The sequence below is a fragment of the Mesorhizobium sp. WSM4307 genome, from assembly GCF_007003945.1.
GTDB lineage: Bacteria > Pseudomonadota > Alphaproteobacteria > Rhizobiales > Rhizobiaceae > Mesorhizobium.
This window is the reverse complement of record NZ_VFTB01000008.1, coordinates 373,064-389,684: the sequence shown is the minus strand read 5'-3', so window position 1 is coordinate 389,684 and position 16,621 is coordinate 373,064. Positions and strand designations below refer to the sequence as shown.

Genomic DNA, 16,621 nt, shown 5'->3' with positions numbered 1-16,621 from the left:
AATTGCTTCACGGATCAATGAGCATTAGGAATGGGTCATGAGTGTCCAGCGTCGCCTTCTGCCCAACATCAGCGCCCTCGCCGCCTTCGAGGCGGTGGCCCGGCTTGGGTCCTTTACTGCCGCTGCCCAGGAGCTGGACCTGACCCAGGGCGCGGTCAGCCGGCAGATCAGACTGCTCGAAGACCAGTTCGGGCGCCGGCTGTTCGAGCGCGACAGCCGCAATGTCCGGCTGTCGACGGCAGGGGAAATCTACGCCGAAGCGGTCCGTTCAGCCCTCGGTCAGTTGCGCGACGCAGCCCTTGGACTGATGAGCAATCGGCATAGCGGCATCCTGAACCTCGCCATTTTGCCGACCTTCGGCACGCGTTGGCTGATGCCGATGATCCCGGATTTCGTCGCGAACAATCCCGACATCACCATCAACTTCGTCACCCGCGTCGGCCGCTTCGACTTCGCCAGGGAGAGGTTGGACGCCGCCATCCATTACGGCCTGCCGGACTGGCCGGGGGCCGATTCGACGCTGCTGGTGCGCGAAACCGTGGCGCCGGTGGCGTCGCCGGAATTCCTCGCCGGCCGCGCCATCGCCACGCCGGCCGATATCGGCCGCCTGCCGCTGCTGCACATGGCGACGCGCCCCGACGCCTGGACCGAATGGTTCGAGCATCAGGGCCTGAGCGCGCCGGCCGGACCCGGCATGCAGTTCGAGGAGTTCGGCACGGCCGCCCAGGCGTGCATGGCGGGACTTGGCGTCGCGCTGTTGCCGCTGCTCCTCATCGCGGGCGAATTGCAGCGCGGCCAGTTGGTGCCGGCGCCCGGCCAGCCCATGCAAAGCCGCAGCGCCTATTACCTCGTCGTCCCGCACGACAAGCGCGACCATCCCCCCGTCGCCAGCTTTCGCGACTGGCTGCTCGGCCAACTCGAAAAGGAGCCGGCTGTTCTGGCGTGGTAGCTACTTCCGCTTCAGCGCATCCGCCAGTGCCGCACCGAAGGCCCCTTGCTGGGCCGGCCGTTCCGGCTGGCGTTGCGGCGCCGGCGAGCGCGGCGCCGGCCTGCCGCCGCCATTGTCGCGCGGCCCACCACGCGGCGCACCACCCTCGCCGCCATCCTTGCGCATGGAGAGCGCAATGCGCTTGCGCTTGATGTCGACGTCGACGACGCGCACCTTGACCACATCGCCGGCCTTGACCACTTCATGCGCGTCCTTGATGAAGCGGTCGGCCAGTTGCGAGACGTGCACCAGCCCGTCCTGATGGACGCCGATATCGACGAAGGCGCCGAAGGCCGCGACATTGGTCACGGTGCCTTCCAGCAGCATGCCGGGTTTGAGGTCCTTGATGTCATCGACGCCGTCGGCGAAGGTCGCCGTCTTGAAGCCGGGGCGCGGGTCGCGGCCGGGCTTTTCCAGCTCGGCCAGGATGTCGCGCACCGTCGGCAGGCCGAAACGCTCGTCGACGAAGACGCGTGGATCGAGCGCCTTGAGCGCGGCACTGTCGCCCATCAGCGAGCGGACGTCGCGGCCGCAGGCGGCGACGATCTTCTTGGCCACGCCATAGGCTTCCGGATGCACCGACGAGGCGTCGAGCGGCTCGCTGCCATTGGCGATGCGCAGGAAGCCGGCGGATTGTTCGAACGCGCGAGGTCCAAGCCGTGGCACCTTGAGGAGATCTTTCCGGCTGGCGAAGGGGCCGGTCGCATCGCGATGCGCGACGATGGCGTCGGCGAGCGATGCGCCGAGGCCCGAAACCCGCGCCAGCAATGGCGCCGAGGCGGTGTTGAGATCGACGCCGACCGCGTTGACCGCGTCCTCGACCACCGCCTCCAGCGAGCGGCCGAGCCGGTACTGGTCGACATCGTGCTGGTATTGGCCGACGCCGATCGACTTGGGTTCGATCTTGACCAGTTCGGCCAGCGGATCCTGCAGGCGCCGCGCGATCGACACCGCGCCGCGCAACGACACGTCAAGGCCGGGAAATTCGGCCGCCGCCGTCGCCGACGCCGAATAGACCGAAGCGCCCGCTTCGCTGACGATCACCTTGAGCGGCTTCGGCCCGCCGTCGGAAGGCATGTCGGACAGCATGTCCGCCACCAGCTTTTCCGTCTCGCGGCTGCCGGTGCCGTTGCCGATCGAAATCAGCTCGACCTTGTGCAAGCGGATGAGTTTGGCGAGTTCGGCCTGCGTGCCGCGCACATCGTTCTTCGGCGGGAACGGATAGACCGTCGTCGTCGCCACCAGCTTGCCGGTGCCGTCGACCACGGCCACCTTGACGCCGGTGCGGATGCCGGGGTCGAGGCCCATCGTCGGCCGCGAACCGGCCGGTGCGGCCAGAAGCAGATCCTTCAGGTTGCGGGCGAAGACATGGATCGCCTCTTCCTCGGCCCGCTCGCGCAGATCGCGCATCAGATCGAGCGTCAGGTGCAGCGAAAGCTTGATGCGCCAGGTCCAGCCGGCGACCTCCATCAGCCAGCGGTCGCCGGGCAGGCTGGCGCCGATCGCGTAGGCGTTGGCGATCATCCGTTCGACCGGTTTCACCGGAGACGCGTCGTCGGCATCGACCTCGATGTCGAGCGACAGCACCTCTTCGTTGCGGCCGCGCAGCATGGCCAGCGCGCGATGGCTCGGCACGGTTGCCCAGCGCTCGACATGGTCGAAATAGTCGGAGAACTTGGCGCCGGCCTCCTGCTTGCCGTCGACCACCCGGGCGCGCATGAAGGCGCGGTCCTGCATGTAGGTGCGCAGTTTGCCGACCAGGTCGGCATTCTCGGCGAACTGTTCCGACAGGATGTCGCGCGCGCCTTCAAGGGCTGCCTTGGCGTCGGCCACTTCCTCGGTGACATAGGCGAGCGCCAGTTCGGCGGGCACGAGCGAACGGTTGGCAAGGATGGCCTCGGCCAGCGGTCCCAGCCCACGCTCGCGGGCGATCTCGGCCTTGGTCCGGCGCTTCGGCTTGTAGGGCAGATAGATGTCTTCGAGTTCCGCCTTTGTGGCCGCCGCCGCGATCTTGGTTTCCAGCTCCTCGGTCAGCTTGCCCTGCTCGCGGATCGAACCGAGGATGGTGTCGCGGCGGGCGTCGAGCTCGCGCAGGTAAGCGAGCCGCTCGGCAAGGTCGCGCAGCTGTGTGTCGTCCAGCCCGCCGGTCACCTCCTTGCGATACCGTGCCACGAACGGCACGGTCGCACCCTCGTCGAGCAATTCGATGGCCGCCGCCGCCTGTTCGGGCCGCGCCTTGATCTCGGCCGCGATGATGGCTGCGATGCGCTTGATGTCGGATGCCATGTCGTTCCTGCTCTCATCGAAAAGAGCGGCGACCATAGGCGCAGACACCTGCCTCGCCAACCGCGACGTTTTCAACGGTCGCGGGCGGTCCACAGGAAAGCACGCGGCAACGAGGCCGCGACGGACGGTCAGACCAGTTGGGTCAGCGCCTCGAAGAAGGCGACGATTTCGAGGTCAAGCGGATCGTCGACCGGCTCCGGCTGCGACGACATCTTGGCGATGACCACTTCCGCCTTCGGGTCGACATAGAGCCATTGGCCATGAATGCCGATGCCGCAATAGGCGCCGTTTGGCTTGCCTGACTGGTACCATTTGTTGCGGTAGCGGCCTTGCGGGAACAGCGGCAGCATGGTGCCACGCTGCCAGGCTTCTGCACTACCGCCGGTGCTGACGGTGTCACGCACCCAGGCCTCCGGCGCGATGCGGCGGCCATTGGCGGTGCCGCCTTGCCGCATCATCTCGCCAATGCGCGCCAGGTCGCGCGGCGTCACCGAAATGCCGCCGGCGGTGCGGGCCGTGCCTTCCATGTCGACGCCGATCGAGGCTTCGCTGACGGCGCCAAGCGGGAGCCACAATTTTTCGCGCATCAGGTCGCTGAAGCGCTGGCCGGACGCGCGCTCCAGCAGCAGGCCGAGCAGGTCGGAATTGGGTGAACGGTAGCGAAAAACCTGGCCATGCGGCTCGGCAAGCCGCTGCAGGGTCAGGATGAATTCGCGCAGGCTTTCCGTGCCGCCACCCGGATTCCACAGCGTGGCGCGGCGATAGCGGGCAAAGGCGCTTTCCGGATCGAGATAGGCCTCTTCGAAATCGAGGCTGACGCTCATGTCGAGCACATGCCGCGTGCTCGCATCGCCATAGGCCGAGCCGGCGGCTTCCGGAATGTAGGTCGTCACCGCGCTTCCGGATCGAACACCCCCTCGCCTTGCAATATGCCGGCTATGATCGCGGTCACCGACTTGCTGATCGAGAAGACAATGTGGCGGGCGCCGAATTCCATGTGCGGCGCGAACCAGTCGCCGATCACCTTGCCCCCTTTCATCACCGTCAGCGCATCGGTGCTGGAGCGTATGAGGAATTCGGCGACCGTCTCCGGCGCGCTGGCCACCGACACCTTTTCGCCGAGCAAACCACCGAAATCCTTGGCGGGTGCCTCGGCACCAGCCGATGCCGCGGCCACGCGCGCCGTGGGCACCAGTTCGCCAAGGTTCTGGAACGACCATCGGTTGAACGGGCTTTCGCGCCAGTTGGAAAGCAGCACCTCGTTGCGGCGGAAGCCGTGGCGAATCTCGAACGCGGACTTGCCGGTCATGGCGTTTTCCTTCCAGGTCGTTTCTTGTGGGAGCCTAGAGCAGTGCGGCGGCGATGGCGTGCACGGCCTTCAGCGTCGCTGTGGAGTAGGCGAGATTGCTGAAATCCGGCCAGGTCGAAAGCTTCACCACGACCGTTCCTGTGTTCCAGTCGATATGGATCATCTGCCCGAACACGCCCCGGCACATCAGCGCGCGCGAACTGGGGTTCTCGATCCAGAACTGGTTGCGGTAGCTGCCCTGCGGCAGACTGGGGGAGAAATCAGGGCCATGCCTGCCATTGCGTGTCGCCTCGATCCAGGCGGCCGGCACGATGCCGCCGCCATTGTCGAGGATCATCTGGCCGAAGCGGCCATAGTCGCGCAGTGTCGCGTTGAAGCCGCCGTCGGCCAGCGCATAGCCGGCGCCGTCGACGGTGAAGCAGGCGCTTTCGTCGGCGCCGAGCTTTTGCCAGAGTTCCTCCGACACCAGCTGCGCCAGCCGCTTGCCCGTCACCCGCTCCATGATGAAGGCAAGCACGTCGGTCTCGATCGAGCGGTATTCGAACGCCGCACCGTGCGGCCGGACCGTGTCCTTCAAGCCCAGGATCAGCTCGAACATATGCGAGGGCCAGCGGAAGTCCGGATCGCTGCCCGGCGGCACCGGCTTCCAGCCGGTGGCGACATCGACCTGGCCGATATCGGAATAGCGGTCGGTATACTCTTCGGAAAAACGCACGCCCGTCGTCATGTCGAGCACATGCTGAACGCTGGCGCCAGCCCAGCCGGTCGCGCCGAGTTCAGGCAGGTAATCCGTGACCGGTCTGGCCGGATCGATCAGGCCGCGCCCGGCCAATATGCCGAACACCGAGCCGGTGATGGACTTGGCCATCGACTGCGACAGATGCAGCGTGCGCACGTCCATGCCGTTGAAATAACGCTCATAGGCGAGCCTGCCGTGCTTGAGCACCAGGAAGCCGTCCGTATAGGTCTCGTCGAGCAACCCGGCGAGCGTCGAGGGCCTGCCCTGGCTGTCCTCGACTGCAAGTCCGTCGAGATCGACCTCGGCGCGTTCGAGACGATGGCGGTGGCCGTTGCCGCGCCAGACTTCGGCGGTCGGCAGGATTTCCCGGATGTGCTGGAACGCCCAGCGGTTCCATGGCGGCCGGTCCCAGTCGAGCTTCGGCGGCACCATGGCGGGCGGCGAGCCCCGCATGATCGGCGGCCGCGGATCGCTGTTGCGATAGGAGTCCATGAAAGGCATTCCCGGAAAAGAAAAGACCCGGCGGTGTGTGCCGCCGGGTCTGGCATGCAGCGATTACTTCTGCAGTTCGGTCCAGATCTTGGTGTAGAGTTCCTGCGTTTCCGGCGCGCACATCTTCTGGAATTCGCCTTTCGGCTTGGCGTCGGCCGGAATGACGACTTCCGGCGCGTCCTTCATGTCGGCCGGCATGTATTTGTCCGAGCCGGTGATGGCGTTGGCGTAACGGTGGAAGGCCGAGAGGCCGGCCGCGTTTTCCGGATCCATGATGAAGTTCTGGAACAGCTTGGCGTTCTCGACGTTCTTGGCTTCCTTCAGGACGACGACATTGTCGCTCCACAGGCCAAAGCCTTCCTTCGGATAGTTGTAATGGATGGCCGCATTGGCCAGACGCTGGCGCAGCGCCGAGCCGTTCCAGTCGCTGGTTGCCTTGAAGTCGCCGGCACCCATCTTCTCGATGGTGTTGTACTCCATCGCGATCCAGTTCGGCTTGGCCGCTACCAGCAGGTCGCGCACCTTCTTCAGCACCGCCTTGTCGTCGGTGCATTGCTGGCCGCCGACATATTTGATCGCCGCGAAGATGACGTCGCCCATCTCGGGAACGACGTTGACCTTACCCTTCAGCTCGTCGGGCGTGTTGAAGACGATGCCCCACGTATCGGCCGGACCCTTGTAGGCATCGGTGTTGACGACGACCCCAATCGTGCCCCAGGCCCACGGCACGGAATATTTGCGGCCCGGATCGAATTCGGGATTGGCCCATTCCGGCGCGACGTTCTTGAAATTCTCCATCTTGCCCGGATCGGTTTCGAGCAGGAGCCCTTCCTTGATCCAGATCGGCACGTAGGTCTGCGACGGCACGGCGATGTCGAAACCGGTGCCGCCCTGCCGGACCTTGGCGAGCGCGGTGTCGTTGGAATCGTAGTCGGTGATGGTCACCTTGATCTTGTATTTGTCTTCGAACTTCTTGATCACGTCGGGGCTGGTGTAGTTGCCCCAATTGTAGATGTTGAGCACGCCCTCGGCGCGGGCCAGGCCCGTCGAAGCGAGCAGCGCCAACCCCATGGCGGTCGCCGTTGTCTTCCAGTTCATCGTTCTAACTCCCATTTTCAGGTTCAGTCTCGTTTCCTGCTGACGAAGAAAAACAACGTGACGATCGCGACCGAAAGCAGCAGGAAAGCGGTCGATATCGCGTTGATCTCGGGTGTGACGCCACGGCGGATCTGGCCGAGCATGTAAGTGGGCAGCGTGTCCTGGCCTCCCGATTTGACGAACTCGGTGATGACGACGTCATCGAGTGAGATGACGAAGGCCAGCATCAGGCCGGCCAGGATACCGGGCCACAAAAGCGGCAGCGTGATGCGGCGGAAGGTCTTCCACGGGGTCGCGTAGAGATCGGCCGCGGCGCGCTCGAGGGTCAGATCCATATTCTCCAGCCGCGCCCGGATCGGCAGATAGGCGAACGGAATGCAGAATGCCGTATGCGCGGCGATCAGGTAGCCGAGGCCGGAATAGCCGGTGAAGATCTTGATGCGCGAGAAGAAGATCAGCAGCGCCACGCCGGTGACGATCTCGGGCACCATCAGCGGCTGGTTGATTGCCGCATATTTGAAGGTGAGTCCGGGATAGGGGGCGGTGCGCGTGGTGGCGAGTGCCGCCATCGTGGCGAAGATGGTCGACAGCACCGCCGCGATGGCACCGATCTGGAACGAGCGCAGCGTTGCGTCGATGACCTGCGTGTTCTGGTACGCCGACTGGAACCATCGCAGCGAAAAGCCACCCCATTCGGATGTCGAGCTCGCCGCGTTGAAGGCGTAGAGGACCAGCACGATGATCGGCAAATAGAGCACGACGAAACAGGTCGCCGCGATCGTCGTGAAGCCCGGCTGGTGCTTGATGGAGAAGTTGCTAGCCATGACGCACCCCTGACTTGCCGGCGTTGCGCACATAGGCAAGCAACGCCAGCATGACGATGACCATCACCGTGATCGACAGCGCCGAGCCAAGCGGCCAGTTGCGGCCTTGTCCGAACTGCAATTCGATCAGGTTGGACAGCATCATGTTCTTGCCGCCGCCCAGCACGACCGGCGTCACATAGGCGCCGAGTGCCGGAATGAAGACCAGGATCGAGCCGGCAATGACGCCGGGTTTGACGAGCGGGAAAATGATCTTCCGCAGCACCTTGAAGCGCGTCGCGTAGAGATCATAGCCGGCCTCGACCAGGCGGAAATCGAGCTTCTCCATGCTGGCGTAGATCGGCAGCACCATCAGCGGCAGGTAGACATAGGCCATGCCGATCAGGATCGCGGTGTCGGTATAGAGGATCTGGATCGGCGCCGAGATGATGCCGAGCTTGAGCAGGATCGTGTTGATGATGCCTTCGTTGCGGATGATCTGCAGCACCGCGAAGGTGCGGATCAGGAGGTTGGTCCAGAACGGGATGGTGATCAGGAACAGCCAGAGATCCCTGGTCTTCTCGCTGCGCGTCGCCATGAAATAGGCGGTCGGGAAACCGAGCGCCAAAGTGGCCAGCGTCGTCACCACCGCAAGCTTGATCGAGCGCCAGAAGATGGTGACATGCGCCGCCGCGAGCGAAAGCGTGTCGTCGAAAATGTCACGTTCCATGAACACCGATATCCAGGCGTCGGGCGAAAACTGCCATTTCACGTCGCCATAGGCGCCGGGCGTCAGGAACGAGTAGACGAGCACGATCAGCAGCGGGCCGGTCGCGGCCAGCAGGATGACCAGCAGCGCCGGCGCTGACAAAAGCCAGCGGTCACGGACATCACGCCGTTCCGCTGCCTTGGCGACTTCTTCCGCGGCGGCCATCAGTCCCTCAGCACTTGCGCGGCGTCGTTGCCGATCAGGATGCCGACCTTGTCGCCGCGCTCGAAACCGCAGCCTGCGCTGCGCGTGTTCTGCTGGCGCACGGTGAAGGCCTCGCCGCCGTCGAGCTGGACGTGGATATGCGTGTCGGTGCCGAAATAGACGATGTTTTCGACCGTGCCCGACAGGTCTCCCTTGTCCTTGGTCAGCTTGGCATGCTCGGGCCGCACCACCACGGTGGCGTTGTCCTTCGGCTGGAACCCTTCGGCGACGGTCGCCTCGATGGTCGTGCCGGATTTGAGCGTCGCGCGGGCCTTGCCGTTGCCGGTGCCCGATATGGCGGCGGTGAGGAAGTTGGTCTCGCCGATGAAGTCGGCGACGAAGCGTTCCGCCGGCTTGTCGTAGATATCCCAGGGCGAGCCGACCTGGAGGATCTTGCCCGACGACATCACCGCGATGCGGTCCGACATGGTCAACGCTTCTTCCTGGTCGTGGGTGACGAAGATGAAGGTGATGCCGGTCTCGTGCTGCAGCCGCTTCAACTCGATCTGCATCTCCTTGCGCAGCTTGTAGTCGAGTGCCGAGAGCGGTTCGTCGAGCAACAGCACTTTCGGCTGTGGCGCCAGCGCCCTGGCCAGCGCCACGCGCTGCTGCTGGCCACCGGAAATCTGGGCCGTGCGGCGACCGGCAAGCGCCTCCATCTTGACCAGTTTGAGCATTTCGGCGACGCGCGCCTTGATCTCGCCCTTGGGCTTGCCGAGCATCTCCAGGCCGAAGCCGATATTGTCGGCAACCGTCATGTGCGGGAACAGCGCGTAGGACTGGAAGACGGTGTTGACCGGCCGCTTGAAGGGCGGCAGCGGCGCGATGTCCTGGCCGTAGAGCAGGATTTCTCCGGCGGTTGGAAAGTCGAAGCCGGCGATCAGCCGCAAAAGGGTGGTCTTGCCGCAGCCGGACGGTCCCAGCAGCGTGAAGAACTCGTTCTCGCGAATGGATACCGACACCTTGTCGAGGGCAGCGACCTGCCCCTCACCCGATCCGAAAATTTTACTGACGTTTACTACTTCAATCGCATTTCGATCCGGTTTGTCCGGCACGATTACGCCTCACTGTTGACCCCGCTCTTGCTGGCGGAGCTGTTCCCCTGTTCGATGTGACCACACGCCCGGTAGGTTGGCAAGCCCGGCATTGAATCACAGTTCAGTCCGTCTTTAGCCAGCAAGCCTCATGCCATTGTCAGGCATGATAGGTGATCTTGCCGCCGCAAATCGTCGTCACCGGGTGCACTTTGTGCAGATCGGCCGGCGCCGTCTTCTCGATATCCGCCGACAGAACCACCAGGTCGGCCATATAGCCTGATTTCAGCGTGCCTTTGCGGTGTTCGGCGAATTCGGCATAGGCGCCCTCGACCGTGTAGGCGGCAATCGATTCCTGCAGCGAGAAACTCTGGTCCGGGTCGCTGTCTGCCCATGGTTTGCGCATCACTGCCGCCTGAATGCCCAGGATCGGGTCGATCGGCGACACCGGCCAATCCGAGGCGAAGACGACGTGCGCGCCGGCATTCTTCAGGGTCCGCCAGGCATAGCTCAGCGGCCAGCGGGCCGGCCCGATGCGCGACACGGTCGGTTCGAGCGGGAAATCCATGGCGCCGGGCGGATGCGGCGGCTGCATCGAGGCGATGGCGCCGAGTTCGGCGAAGCGCGGCACGTCCGATGCGGTGGTGACCTCGATGTGCTCGACGCGGTGACGGCCGTCGCGCTTGCCATTGGCCTTTTGTGCCGCCTCGTAGCCGTCGAGCACCGCACGCACCGCGCCATCACCGATCGAGTGCACCGCGATCTGCAGTCCACGCTTGTCGGCGGCGACGGCGAGATCGATGAACTGCTGCGGTGTGAACAGCGGCTCGCCCACCCAGTCCGGACGGTCGGCATAGGGCTCGATCATCACAGCCGTCCAGGAATCGAGCACACCGTCATAAAACACCTTGACCATGCCCGATGACAGCCACTCGCTGTTGTAGCGCTCGGCCATGACGGATGCCTTGTCGAGCATGTCGAGCGTCATGAAATTCTTGTAGTGGAAGGGTATCTGCACACGGCAGGGCAAGCCTTCCTCGGCGTCGATCTCCGCCAGCAGTTCGAGCTGGTAGAGATTGCCATCCATGTTCTGGATGGAGGTGATACCGTGACGCGCGCACCAGGCGAGGCCGCGCCGCATGATGTCGCGGTCGGCGGCGCGTTCGGCGGCGGACGGCATCGGATCCGGCTCGCCGCCGGTCGCCAGCCCCAGCCGCACCCGGCCCTCGCCGGCAAGATCGAGCACCGGGCCGAAGGCCTCGCCCTCGCGCAATTCGCCGGCTGCCAGGCCATCCTCGCCCATGACGATTTCATTGCCTGGACCAAGCGCGCGGCCATGCAGGATGCCGGCCATCTCCAGCGCCTTGGTGTTGGCCCACATCGTGTGGTGATCGGGCGCGGCCATGCAGAACGGGCGATCGGGCAGGATCTGATCGAGATGGTGGCGCGTCACCCGCTCGTCGCCGAGCACGGTGTAGTCGACGCCCTGCCCGACCAGCATTTTCGCGTCGGGCTTGGTCGACGCGTAGTCGCCGATCGCCTTTTTCAGCGCCTCGAAGCCATGGACCCCGCCAAGCTGAAGATGCGCGAGCTCGGCCCCTCCCGAGAACAGATGCATATGGGCTTCGATGAAACCGGGCAGGACCGAACCGCCCTTGGCGTCGATCACCTGTGTGCCCGTTCCCTTGAGTTCTTCGATGGCGGCGCGGCTGCCAACGGCGATGATGGCGCCGTCCTTGACGGCTACGGCCTCGGCTGCGGGATTGCCACCGTCCATGGTCAGCACACGACCATTGATGACGACCAGATCCGCATTGTGACCCGCACCCGTAACAGACATCGCGACTCCGCGCTTTTGATGACCGACTGAGACCGACAGCCCTGCGCTCAACGACCTGCCAACTCCACCGGAGCGGCGCCACGGAACAAAAAACGATGCCAGTCCGCTGCCTTCGAAATTCCCCTTGTTATCCCTAGGGACAGCGTGGATAAAGAATGCGACTGATTATTCGCGTTTGTCAACATGCGGAATTTAGAATGTATTGTGGACAGCACCCTGCGCCTGGCTTCAGACCAAGCGGGGAACGAGGGCATAGAGCAGTGAAGCGTAGTCTCGACCGCAAAATCAGGATAGCGCTCGAGCCGCGCAAGCAGCCTCGGCAGCAACGGTCGAGCAAGGTGGTCGACCGCATTCTCGACGCGGCGCTGATCCTGACGCGGGAGCAAGGAACCAGGACGCCGACGACGCTCGCCATCGCGCAGCGCGCGGGCCTGTCGGTCGGTTCGGTCTATCAATACTTTCCCAACAAGGAAGCCATTCTTCTCGACCTCGCCCGGCGCTGGCTGTCCTCCTTTCCCGAAGTGATCGAGAAGCGCATCAAGGCCCCCCGGCCCACCAACCGCGACGAATTCCGCCGCGAAGTGCGCAAGCTCTTCATCGACACGTCCAGTATCTATCTCGAAAACGCCACCCTGATGCCGGTGATCGAGGCCATTTCAGGCAATGCCGATCTCAGGCCTATCCAGGACGAATATGACGAGCAGATCATCGCGCTTTACGCCGCCTGGCTGCGGCATGTGAATCCTGCTCTCGAAGACAAGATCGCCAAACGGCTCGGCCTTGTGATGATGGAGGTCGGGCACGCCTGCCGGCTGGTCGGACTGAAGAGAGATCGCAGGACATACAACCTCATCGAGGACGATGTCGAAGCCATGTGGCTGGCTCTGGTGAGCCCCTATCTCAACCTTGACTGATTGCGCATTTCGAGAGGAATTTCATGAAGACTGTCTATTCGCCGCTTCATGCTGGCCATGCAGGCCAGATGGAACTGGTCACCTCGGCCATCGTGCCGGGATTTGAAAAACCCTCGCGGGCCGAATTCATCAAGGCGAGGGTCGAAAGCGAGAAGCTCGGTCCGATCGTCCTGCCGCTCGAGCACGATCTTGCCGCCGCCAAGCGCATCCACAAATCAGACTATATCGACTTCCTGCCGACGGTCTGGCCGCAATGGGTCGCTTCCGGTCATGAGGGCACGGCCATGCCCTTCACCTGGCCGACGCGCGGCCTGCGCGGCGACGTGCCGCCAAAGCGTGTCGATGCGCTGCTCGGCTACTATTCATTCGATGCCGGCGCCACCTTCGTCGAAGGCACCTGGGCCGCGATCAAATCGTCCTATGACGTGGCGCTGACCGCGGCCGGCCTGGTCAAGGGCGGCGAGAGGGCGGCCTTCGCGCTCTGCCGCCCGCCAGGCCACCATGCCGGCGCCGGCTTCATGGGCGGCTATTGCTACATCAACAACGCCGCCGTCGCCGCGCAGTGGTTCCTCGACCAGGGCGCCAAACGCATCTCCATCCTCGATGTCGACTACCACCATGGCAACGGCACGCAGGAAATCTTCTATGACCGCGCCGACGTGCAGGTCCTCAACCTGCATGGTGATCCGATGGTCGAGTATCCCTTCTTCCTCGGCCATGCCGATGAACGCGGCGCCGGGGCCGGCGAAGGCTTCAACGTCAACTACCCCATGCCGTTCGGCACCGGCTGGGACGCCTGGAACGCCTCGCTTGAGGATGCCTGCGCCAGGCTTACCGCCTACGCGCCCGACATCGTCATCGTCTCGCTCGGCGTCGACACTTTCGAGAAGGATCCGATCAGCCAGTTCAAGCTGACAAGCCCCGACTATCCCAAGATCGGTCGCCGCATCGCCAGGCTCGGCCTGCCGACCCTGTTCGTCATGGAAGGCGGCTATGCCGTCGAGGAGATCGGCATCAACGCCGTCGGCGTGCTGACCGGTTTCGAGGACCGATAGGAATTTATCCCTGCAGGCAAGTATAAGCGCGCCTTAACAAAAATCTGCGCAACTATCGATGGGGCCGTGGATTTGTCCTAATGGTTAGGTAAGGATGCAACGTATGGCCGGGGGAGCGCAGGAAAGGATTCCGTTTAACAGCGAGGTTTTTCGCTGGGCGCGTCACCGTGTGCATGGCGATATCGAGGACATCGCGCGGCGGATCAACGTAAGCCCAGATAGGCTCGCGGAATGGGAGTCGGGCGCTAGGTCGCCCACGGTTAAACAGGCAAGGCGGCTTGCCGATATCTATGATCGGCCGTTTCTGGAGTTCCTTTCCAAGGAAATCCCTCCCGTACCAGCGACGGAGCTTGTACCTGATTTCCGCTTCCATCGCGGAGGTACGCCGGGGCAGGAACTGGCCGATCTGGAGGAGGTTCAGCGCTGGGCGGAGGAGCAACGGCTAAATGCGCTAGACCTACTAGAAATCATTGGCGACGATCCGCCAAAGTTTCCGGCGCATCTATTTTCGTCGGTGAACGATGACGTCGAACCGGCCGCCGAGAAGGTTCGCGATGCCATTCAATTCAGCATCGAAAAGCAACTCGCGATCCGATCAGACAAGCGTGACCAATTTCCAAGTTTTCTCAGGCACAAATTTGAGGAAATAGGTGTTCTCGTTCTCCGTCAAAATGGACTGACAAAGCTGCGGACAAGGGGAATTTGTCTGTTCGCAGAACCACTTCCAATTATTGTGTACGGCGGCGAGGCACCAAGTGCGCAAGCGTTTACGCTTTCGCACGAGTTCGCCCATATTCTACTCAGGCAAAGCGCGATTAGCGGCCCACCCAGGTTTGGGAGGGCAAAAGGCCTCAAGCAAATCGAGGCATGGTGCAATCGATTTGCAGCCGCTTTCCTTATGCCGAAGAAGGCCATCGTCAGGGACATGGGCGGCGAGAAACCGCCCCGGGATGAGATTGGAGAAAGAGAACTCCGCTCGCTAGCAAATCGCTATGCAGTAAGTCGGCACGCGATGCTGATCCGGCTGGTAGGGCTAGGGTTCGTGAAGCCAGCTTTTTATTGGTTCGTCAAACGCCCAGAGTTCATCAAAGAGGAAGAGGAATACACGGGCGGAGGGCGATCCAAGTATTACGGCCAGCGTTATCGCTCCAGCCGTGGCGACTTTTATACGGGGCTAGTTATCGAGGCTTGGAATAGCGGACGAATTACAAACCACAATGCGGCAGAGTTCATGGGAATCAAGAGCCTGTCGCACCTATACGATATAAGGAACCATTTCGGGGACTAGAGTGGCTGCTTATTGCCTCGACACGTCTGGCTTCAGCAACCCTCTGGAAAACCTTCCGGAGGACATCTTCGCGTCCCTGTGGGCGCAAGTTATGAAGGTGGTTGAGGCGGGCAAGCTTTGCTGCAACACCGAAATCCTCACCGAACTTGGCTCGATTGAAGGAAAGCTCGGAGAGTGCCTAAAGTCGTGTGCTGAATCAATGTGTTACGAGATCGGCGACGACAAATGGCCATGGGCGGAGTACCTTGATTGCGTCGAGAAGCTGAAAGCTAAATACGAGTCTGTGATTTCCGAGTACAACGGAAACCGCAAAGGCACAGTCGGCTTGAATGACATCTCGATTATTGCTCTGGCGATGACTTTGAAGCTTCCCATTGTCAGTATGGAGAAGCCCAACACCTATCAACCCAGCGTCAAGAAAATGCGTATTCCGGATGTGTGCAAGATCGAAGACGTACACCACCTATCGTTTAACGAGTTCCTGAGGGCCGAGGGAATATCAATATGACGTTGTCAATTTCCCAAGCCATCCGCGAAAAAAGACGAGGGACCGGGCGGCAACGCCGCCCGGCTCGCGATCAGGTTGCGGCGCCGGCGCTCGGCGCGGCCATCGGTGCGGCTGCCTTGCGTGAGCGGCCCAGATAATAGACCGCCGCCGCCGCGATGGCGCCCGCCGCCAGTATGCCTGCCGCCAGAACCGGCCGATACCAGAACCACGCAATCGCGATCGTCGTCGTGCCGGCCAGGATCGCCAGGAAGAAGGCGATGATGCCGGTTCCCATCCGCGCCATGCTGCCAAGGAACGGGATGACGTCGAGGATCACGCCGATCGGGCCGAGGAACAGGGCAAAGCCGATGGTCAGCAGCAGAAGGCCGGCGGCGCGCAGCAGCCAGGTGATCAGCGTGTTGGCGCTCACCGCCTCGGCGAACATCTTGTCGGCCGGCACATTGCCGGTATCGACCATCAGCAGCGCGTCGCCCGCTTGCGTCTGGTACGGTTCCAAGCGGCTGCCGGCCTGCCGCGCCACAATGCTGACCACGCCGAGCGGCGCAAGTTCGTAGCCGATGCGGTAATCGCCCAATGCGGGCGTCGTGTTGTCGCTGCCGAGATAGATCTTGCCATCGACGATGCTGAGCGGCTTCGTGCCGGTATAGGCGGCCTTTATCGCGCCCGACTGATTGGCCGACAGTGAATACGCCTTGTCGCCGTCGATGCGATCCAGCACCGGCGTGTCAAGATCGAAGGCGACGAGCTTGCCTTCAGGGATCTGGAAGGCGCGGCTGTGGATCGCCATCGGTGGATTCTGATGGCCGTCCGGCTTCCTGAAGTCCGACGAATCGATCTGGCCGTCGTCCCACACTTTCGAATAGCTGTAGGTGGTCTCCGTCTCCTCGCCGCCGCCAAGCTTCTTGGTGGTTTCGGATCTGGACTCTTCCTTCCACTGGTACATCTCGACGCTGCGCGACAGCCGCAGTCCTTGCGCGGCGATGCCGAAATCCGGATCCGACAGGCCGCTATCGGCCGTCACCGGCCCGCTGACATGCACCAGCCTGCCGTCATTGCCGGCATCGACGCTGTCGGCGTTGATCGACGCCACGGCGCCGGCGCCTTCGGCCAGTGAGCGCGCCGTCTGCACCGCGCGGCCCTCGTTCCAGAACAGCCCGATCACCATCAGCACGATCAAGAGCAGGCCGAAGATGACCCCGCCGACCGCGCGCTTGATCCGCCCGAACCACGAGACGGAAGTAACTTCCCGAAATGAATCGCTCATCGTTTCCCCCGAAACAAAAGATGCCAGGAG

13 protein-coding genes and 1 pseudogene are annotated in these 16,621 nt (G+C 63.0%); 5 read left to right on the top strand and 9 right to left on the bottom strand.

Translation table 11 applies throughout. The annotated features are described in order from the left end of the window. Window positions 1-37 precede the first annotated feature (37 nt). On the top strand, window positions 38-949 hold the full coding sequence (locus FJV83_RS21605; RefSeq protein ID WP_142884462.1) for a LysR family transcriptional regulator: 912 nt from the start codon (window positions 38-40) through the stop codon (window positions 947-949). Here FJV83_RS21605 and FJV83_RS21600 read toward each other — a convergent pair whose 3' ends face one another. The 8 genes and pseudogenes from FJV83_RS21600 to FJV83_RS21565 form a co-directional block, all read right to left on the bottom strand. Continuing rightward, window positions 950-3,274 carry a Tex family protein gene (locus FJV83_RS21600; protein WP_095787123.1) on the bottom strand — a complete coding sequence of 775 codons (2,325 nt, stop codon included), beginning with the start codon at window positions 3,272-3,274 and terminating at the stop codon, window positions 950-952. It abuts the gene before it with no gap. Window positions 3,275-3,402: 128 nt separating this feature from the next. Further along, window positions 3,403-4,583: pseudogene (locus FJV83_RS21595) on the bottom strand (serine hydrolase). A gap of 34 nt (window positions 4,584-4,617) precedes the next feature. Beyond that, a complete protein-coding gene (locus FJV83_RS21590) occupies window positions 4,618-5,814 on the bottom strand; it encodes a serine hydrolase (protein ID WP_142884463.1) in 1,197 nt (398 codons plus the stop codon). A 63-nt stretch (window positions 5,815-5,877) separates the two neighbouring features. Next, complete coding sequence (locus FJV83_RS21585) at window positions 5,878-6,912, bottom strand: extracellular solute-binding protein (protein WP_095772683.1); 1,035 nt, start codon at window positions 6,910-6,912, stop codon at window positions 5,878-5,880. 23 nt (window positions 6,913-6,935) lie between these two features. Continuing rightward, on the bottom strand, window positions 6,936-7,736 hold the full coding sequence (locus FJV83_RS21580; protein ID WP_095772682.1) for an ABC transporter permease: 801 nt from the start codon (window positions 7,734-7,736) through the stop codon (window positions 6,936-6,938). Further along, on the bottom strand, window positions 7,729-8,649 hold the full coding sequence (locus tag FJV83_RS21575) for an ABC transporter permease (RefSeq protein WP_095772681.1): 921 nt from the start codon (window positions 8,647-8,649) through the stop codon (window positions 7,729-7,731). The genes FJV83_RS21580 and FJV83_RS21575 overlap by 8 nt, the downstream gene beginning before the upstream one ends. Then, window positions 8,649-9,743 carry an ABC transporter ATP-binding protein gene (locus FJV83_RS21570; protein ID WP_095792701.1) on the bottom strand — a complete coding sequence of 365 codons (1,095 nt, stop codon included), beginning with the start codon at window positions 9,741-9,743 and terminating at the stop codon, window positions 8,649-8,651. The genes FJV83_RS21575 and FJV83_RS21570 overlap by 1 nt, the downstream gene beginning before the upstream one ends. Window positions 9,744-9,882: 139 nt before the next feature. Beyond that, the gene (locus tag FJV83_RS21565) at window positions 9,883-11,562 is read right to left on the bottom strand and encodes an amidohydrolase (RefSeq protein WP_142884464.1); all 1,680 of its coding nucleotides are present in this window, start codon (window positions 11,560-11,562) and stop codon (window positions 9,883-9,885) included. Between the two features lie 260 nt (window positions 11,563-11,822). Between FJV83_RS21565 and FJV83_RS21560 the strand changes: the two genes are divergently transcribed. The 4 genes from FJV83_RS21560 (at window position 11,823) to FJV83_RS21545 (ending at window position 15,327) form a co-directional block, all read left to right on the top strand. After that, window positions 11,823-12,476, top strand: coding sequence for a TetR/AcrR family transcriptional regulator (locus FJV83_RS21560; protein ID WP_142884465.1), 654 nt, complete (start codon window positions 11,823-11,825; stop codon window positions 12,474-12,476). Between the two features lie 23 nt (window positions 12,477-12,499). Next, entirely contained in the window at window positions 12,500-13,531 is a 1,032-nt protein-coding gene (locus tag FJV83_RS21555; RefSeq protein WP_142884466.1) for a histone deacetylase family protein, read from the top strand. 103 nt (window positions 13,532-13,634) lie between these two features. Then, window positions 13,635-14,819 carry an XRE family transcriptional regulator gene (locus FJV83_RS21550; RefSeq protein ID WP_185973263.1) on the top strand — a complete coding sequence of 395 codons (1,185 nt, stop codon included), beginning with the start codon at window positions 13,635-13,637 and terminating at the stop codon, window positions 14,817-14,819. 1 nt (window position 14,820) lies between these two features. Next, a complete protein-coding gene (locus FJV83_RS21545) occupies window positions 14,821-15,327 on the top strand; it encodes a DUF4411 family protein (RefSeq protein ID WP_185973264.1) in 507 nt (168 codons plus the stop codon). Between the two features lie 70 nt (window positions 15,328-15,397). Here the strand turns inward: FJV83_RS21545 and FJV83_RS21540 are convergent, their stop codons facing one another. Beyond that, a complete protein-coding gene (locus tag FJV83_RS21540) occupies window positions 15,398-16,591 on the bottom strand; it encodes a TMEM43 family protein (protein ID WP_142884469.1) in 1,194 nt (397 codons plus the stop codon). Between the last annotated feature and the right edge of the window lie 30 nt (window positions 16,592-16,621).

Bases quoted from the DNA above. Each gene is read 5' to 3' on its own strand.
- FJV83_RS21605 (WP_142884462.1), top strand. From the start codon at position 38: ATGAGTGTCCAGCGTCGCCTTCTGCCCAACATCAGCGCCCTCGCCGCC.
- FJV83_RS21600 (WP_095787123.1), bottom strand. From the start codon at position 3,274: ATGGCATCCGACATCAAGCGCATCGCAGCCATCATCGCGGCCGAGATC.
- FJV83_RS21590 (WP_142884463.1), bottom strand. From the start codon at position 5,814: ATGGACTCCTATCGCAACAGCGATCCGCGGCCGCCGATCATGCGGGGC.
- FJV83_RS21585 (WP_095772683.1), bottom strand. From the start codon at position 6,912: ATGAACTGGAAGACAACGGCGACCGCCATGGGGTTGGCGCTGCTCGCT.
- FJV83_RS21580 (WP_095772682.1), bottom strand. From the start codon at position 7,736: ATGGCTAGCAACTTCTCCATCAAGCACCAGCCGGGCTTCACGACGATC.
- FJV83_RS21575 (WP_095772681.1), bottom strand. From the start codon at position 8,649: ATGGCCGCCGCGGAAGAAGTCGCCAAGGCAGCGGAACGGCGTGATGTC.
- FJV83_RS21565 (WP_142884464.1), bottom strand. From the start codon at position 11,562: ATGTCTGTTACGGGTGCGGGTCACAATGCGGATCTGGTCGTCATCAAT.
- FJV83_RS21555 (WP_142884466.1), top strand. From the start codon at position 12,500: ATGAAGACTGTCTATTCGCCGCTTCATGCTGGCCATGCAGGCCAGATG.
- FJV83_RS21550 (WP_185973263.1), top strand. From the start codon at position 13,635: ATGGCCGGGGGAGCGCAGGAAAGGATTCCGTTTAACAGCGAGGTTTTT.
- FJV83_RS21540 (WP_142884469.1), bottom strand. From the start codon at position 16,591: ATGAGCGATTCATTTCGGGAAGTTACTTCCGTCTCGTGGTTCGGGCGG.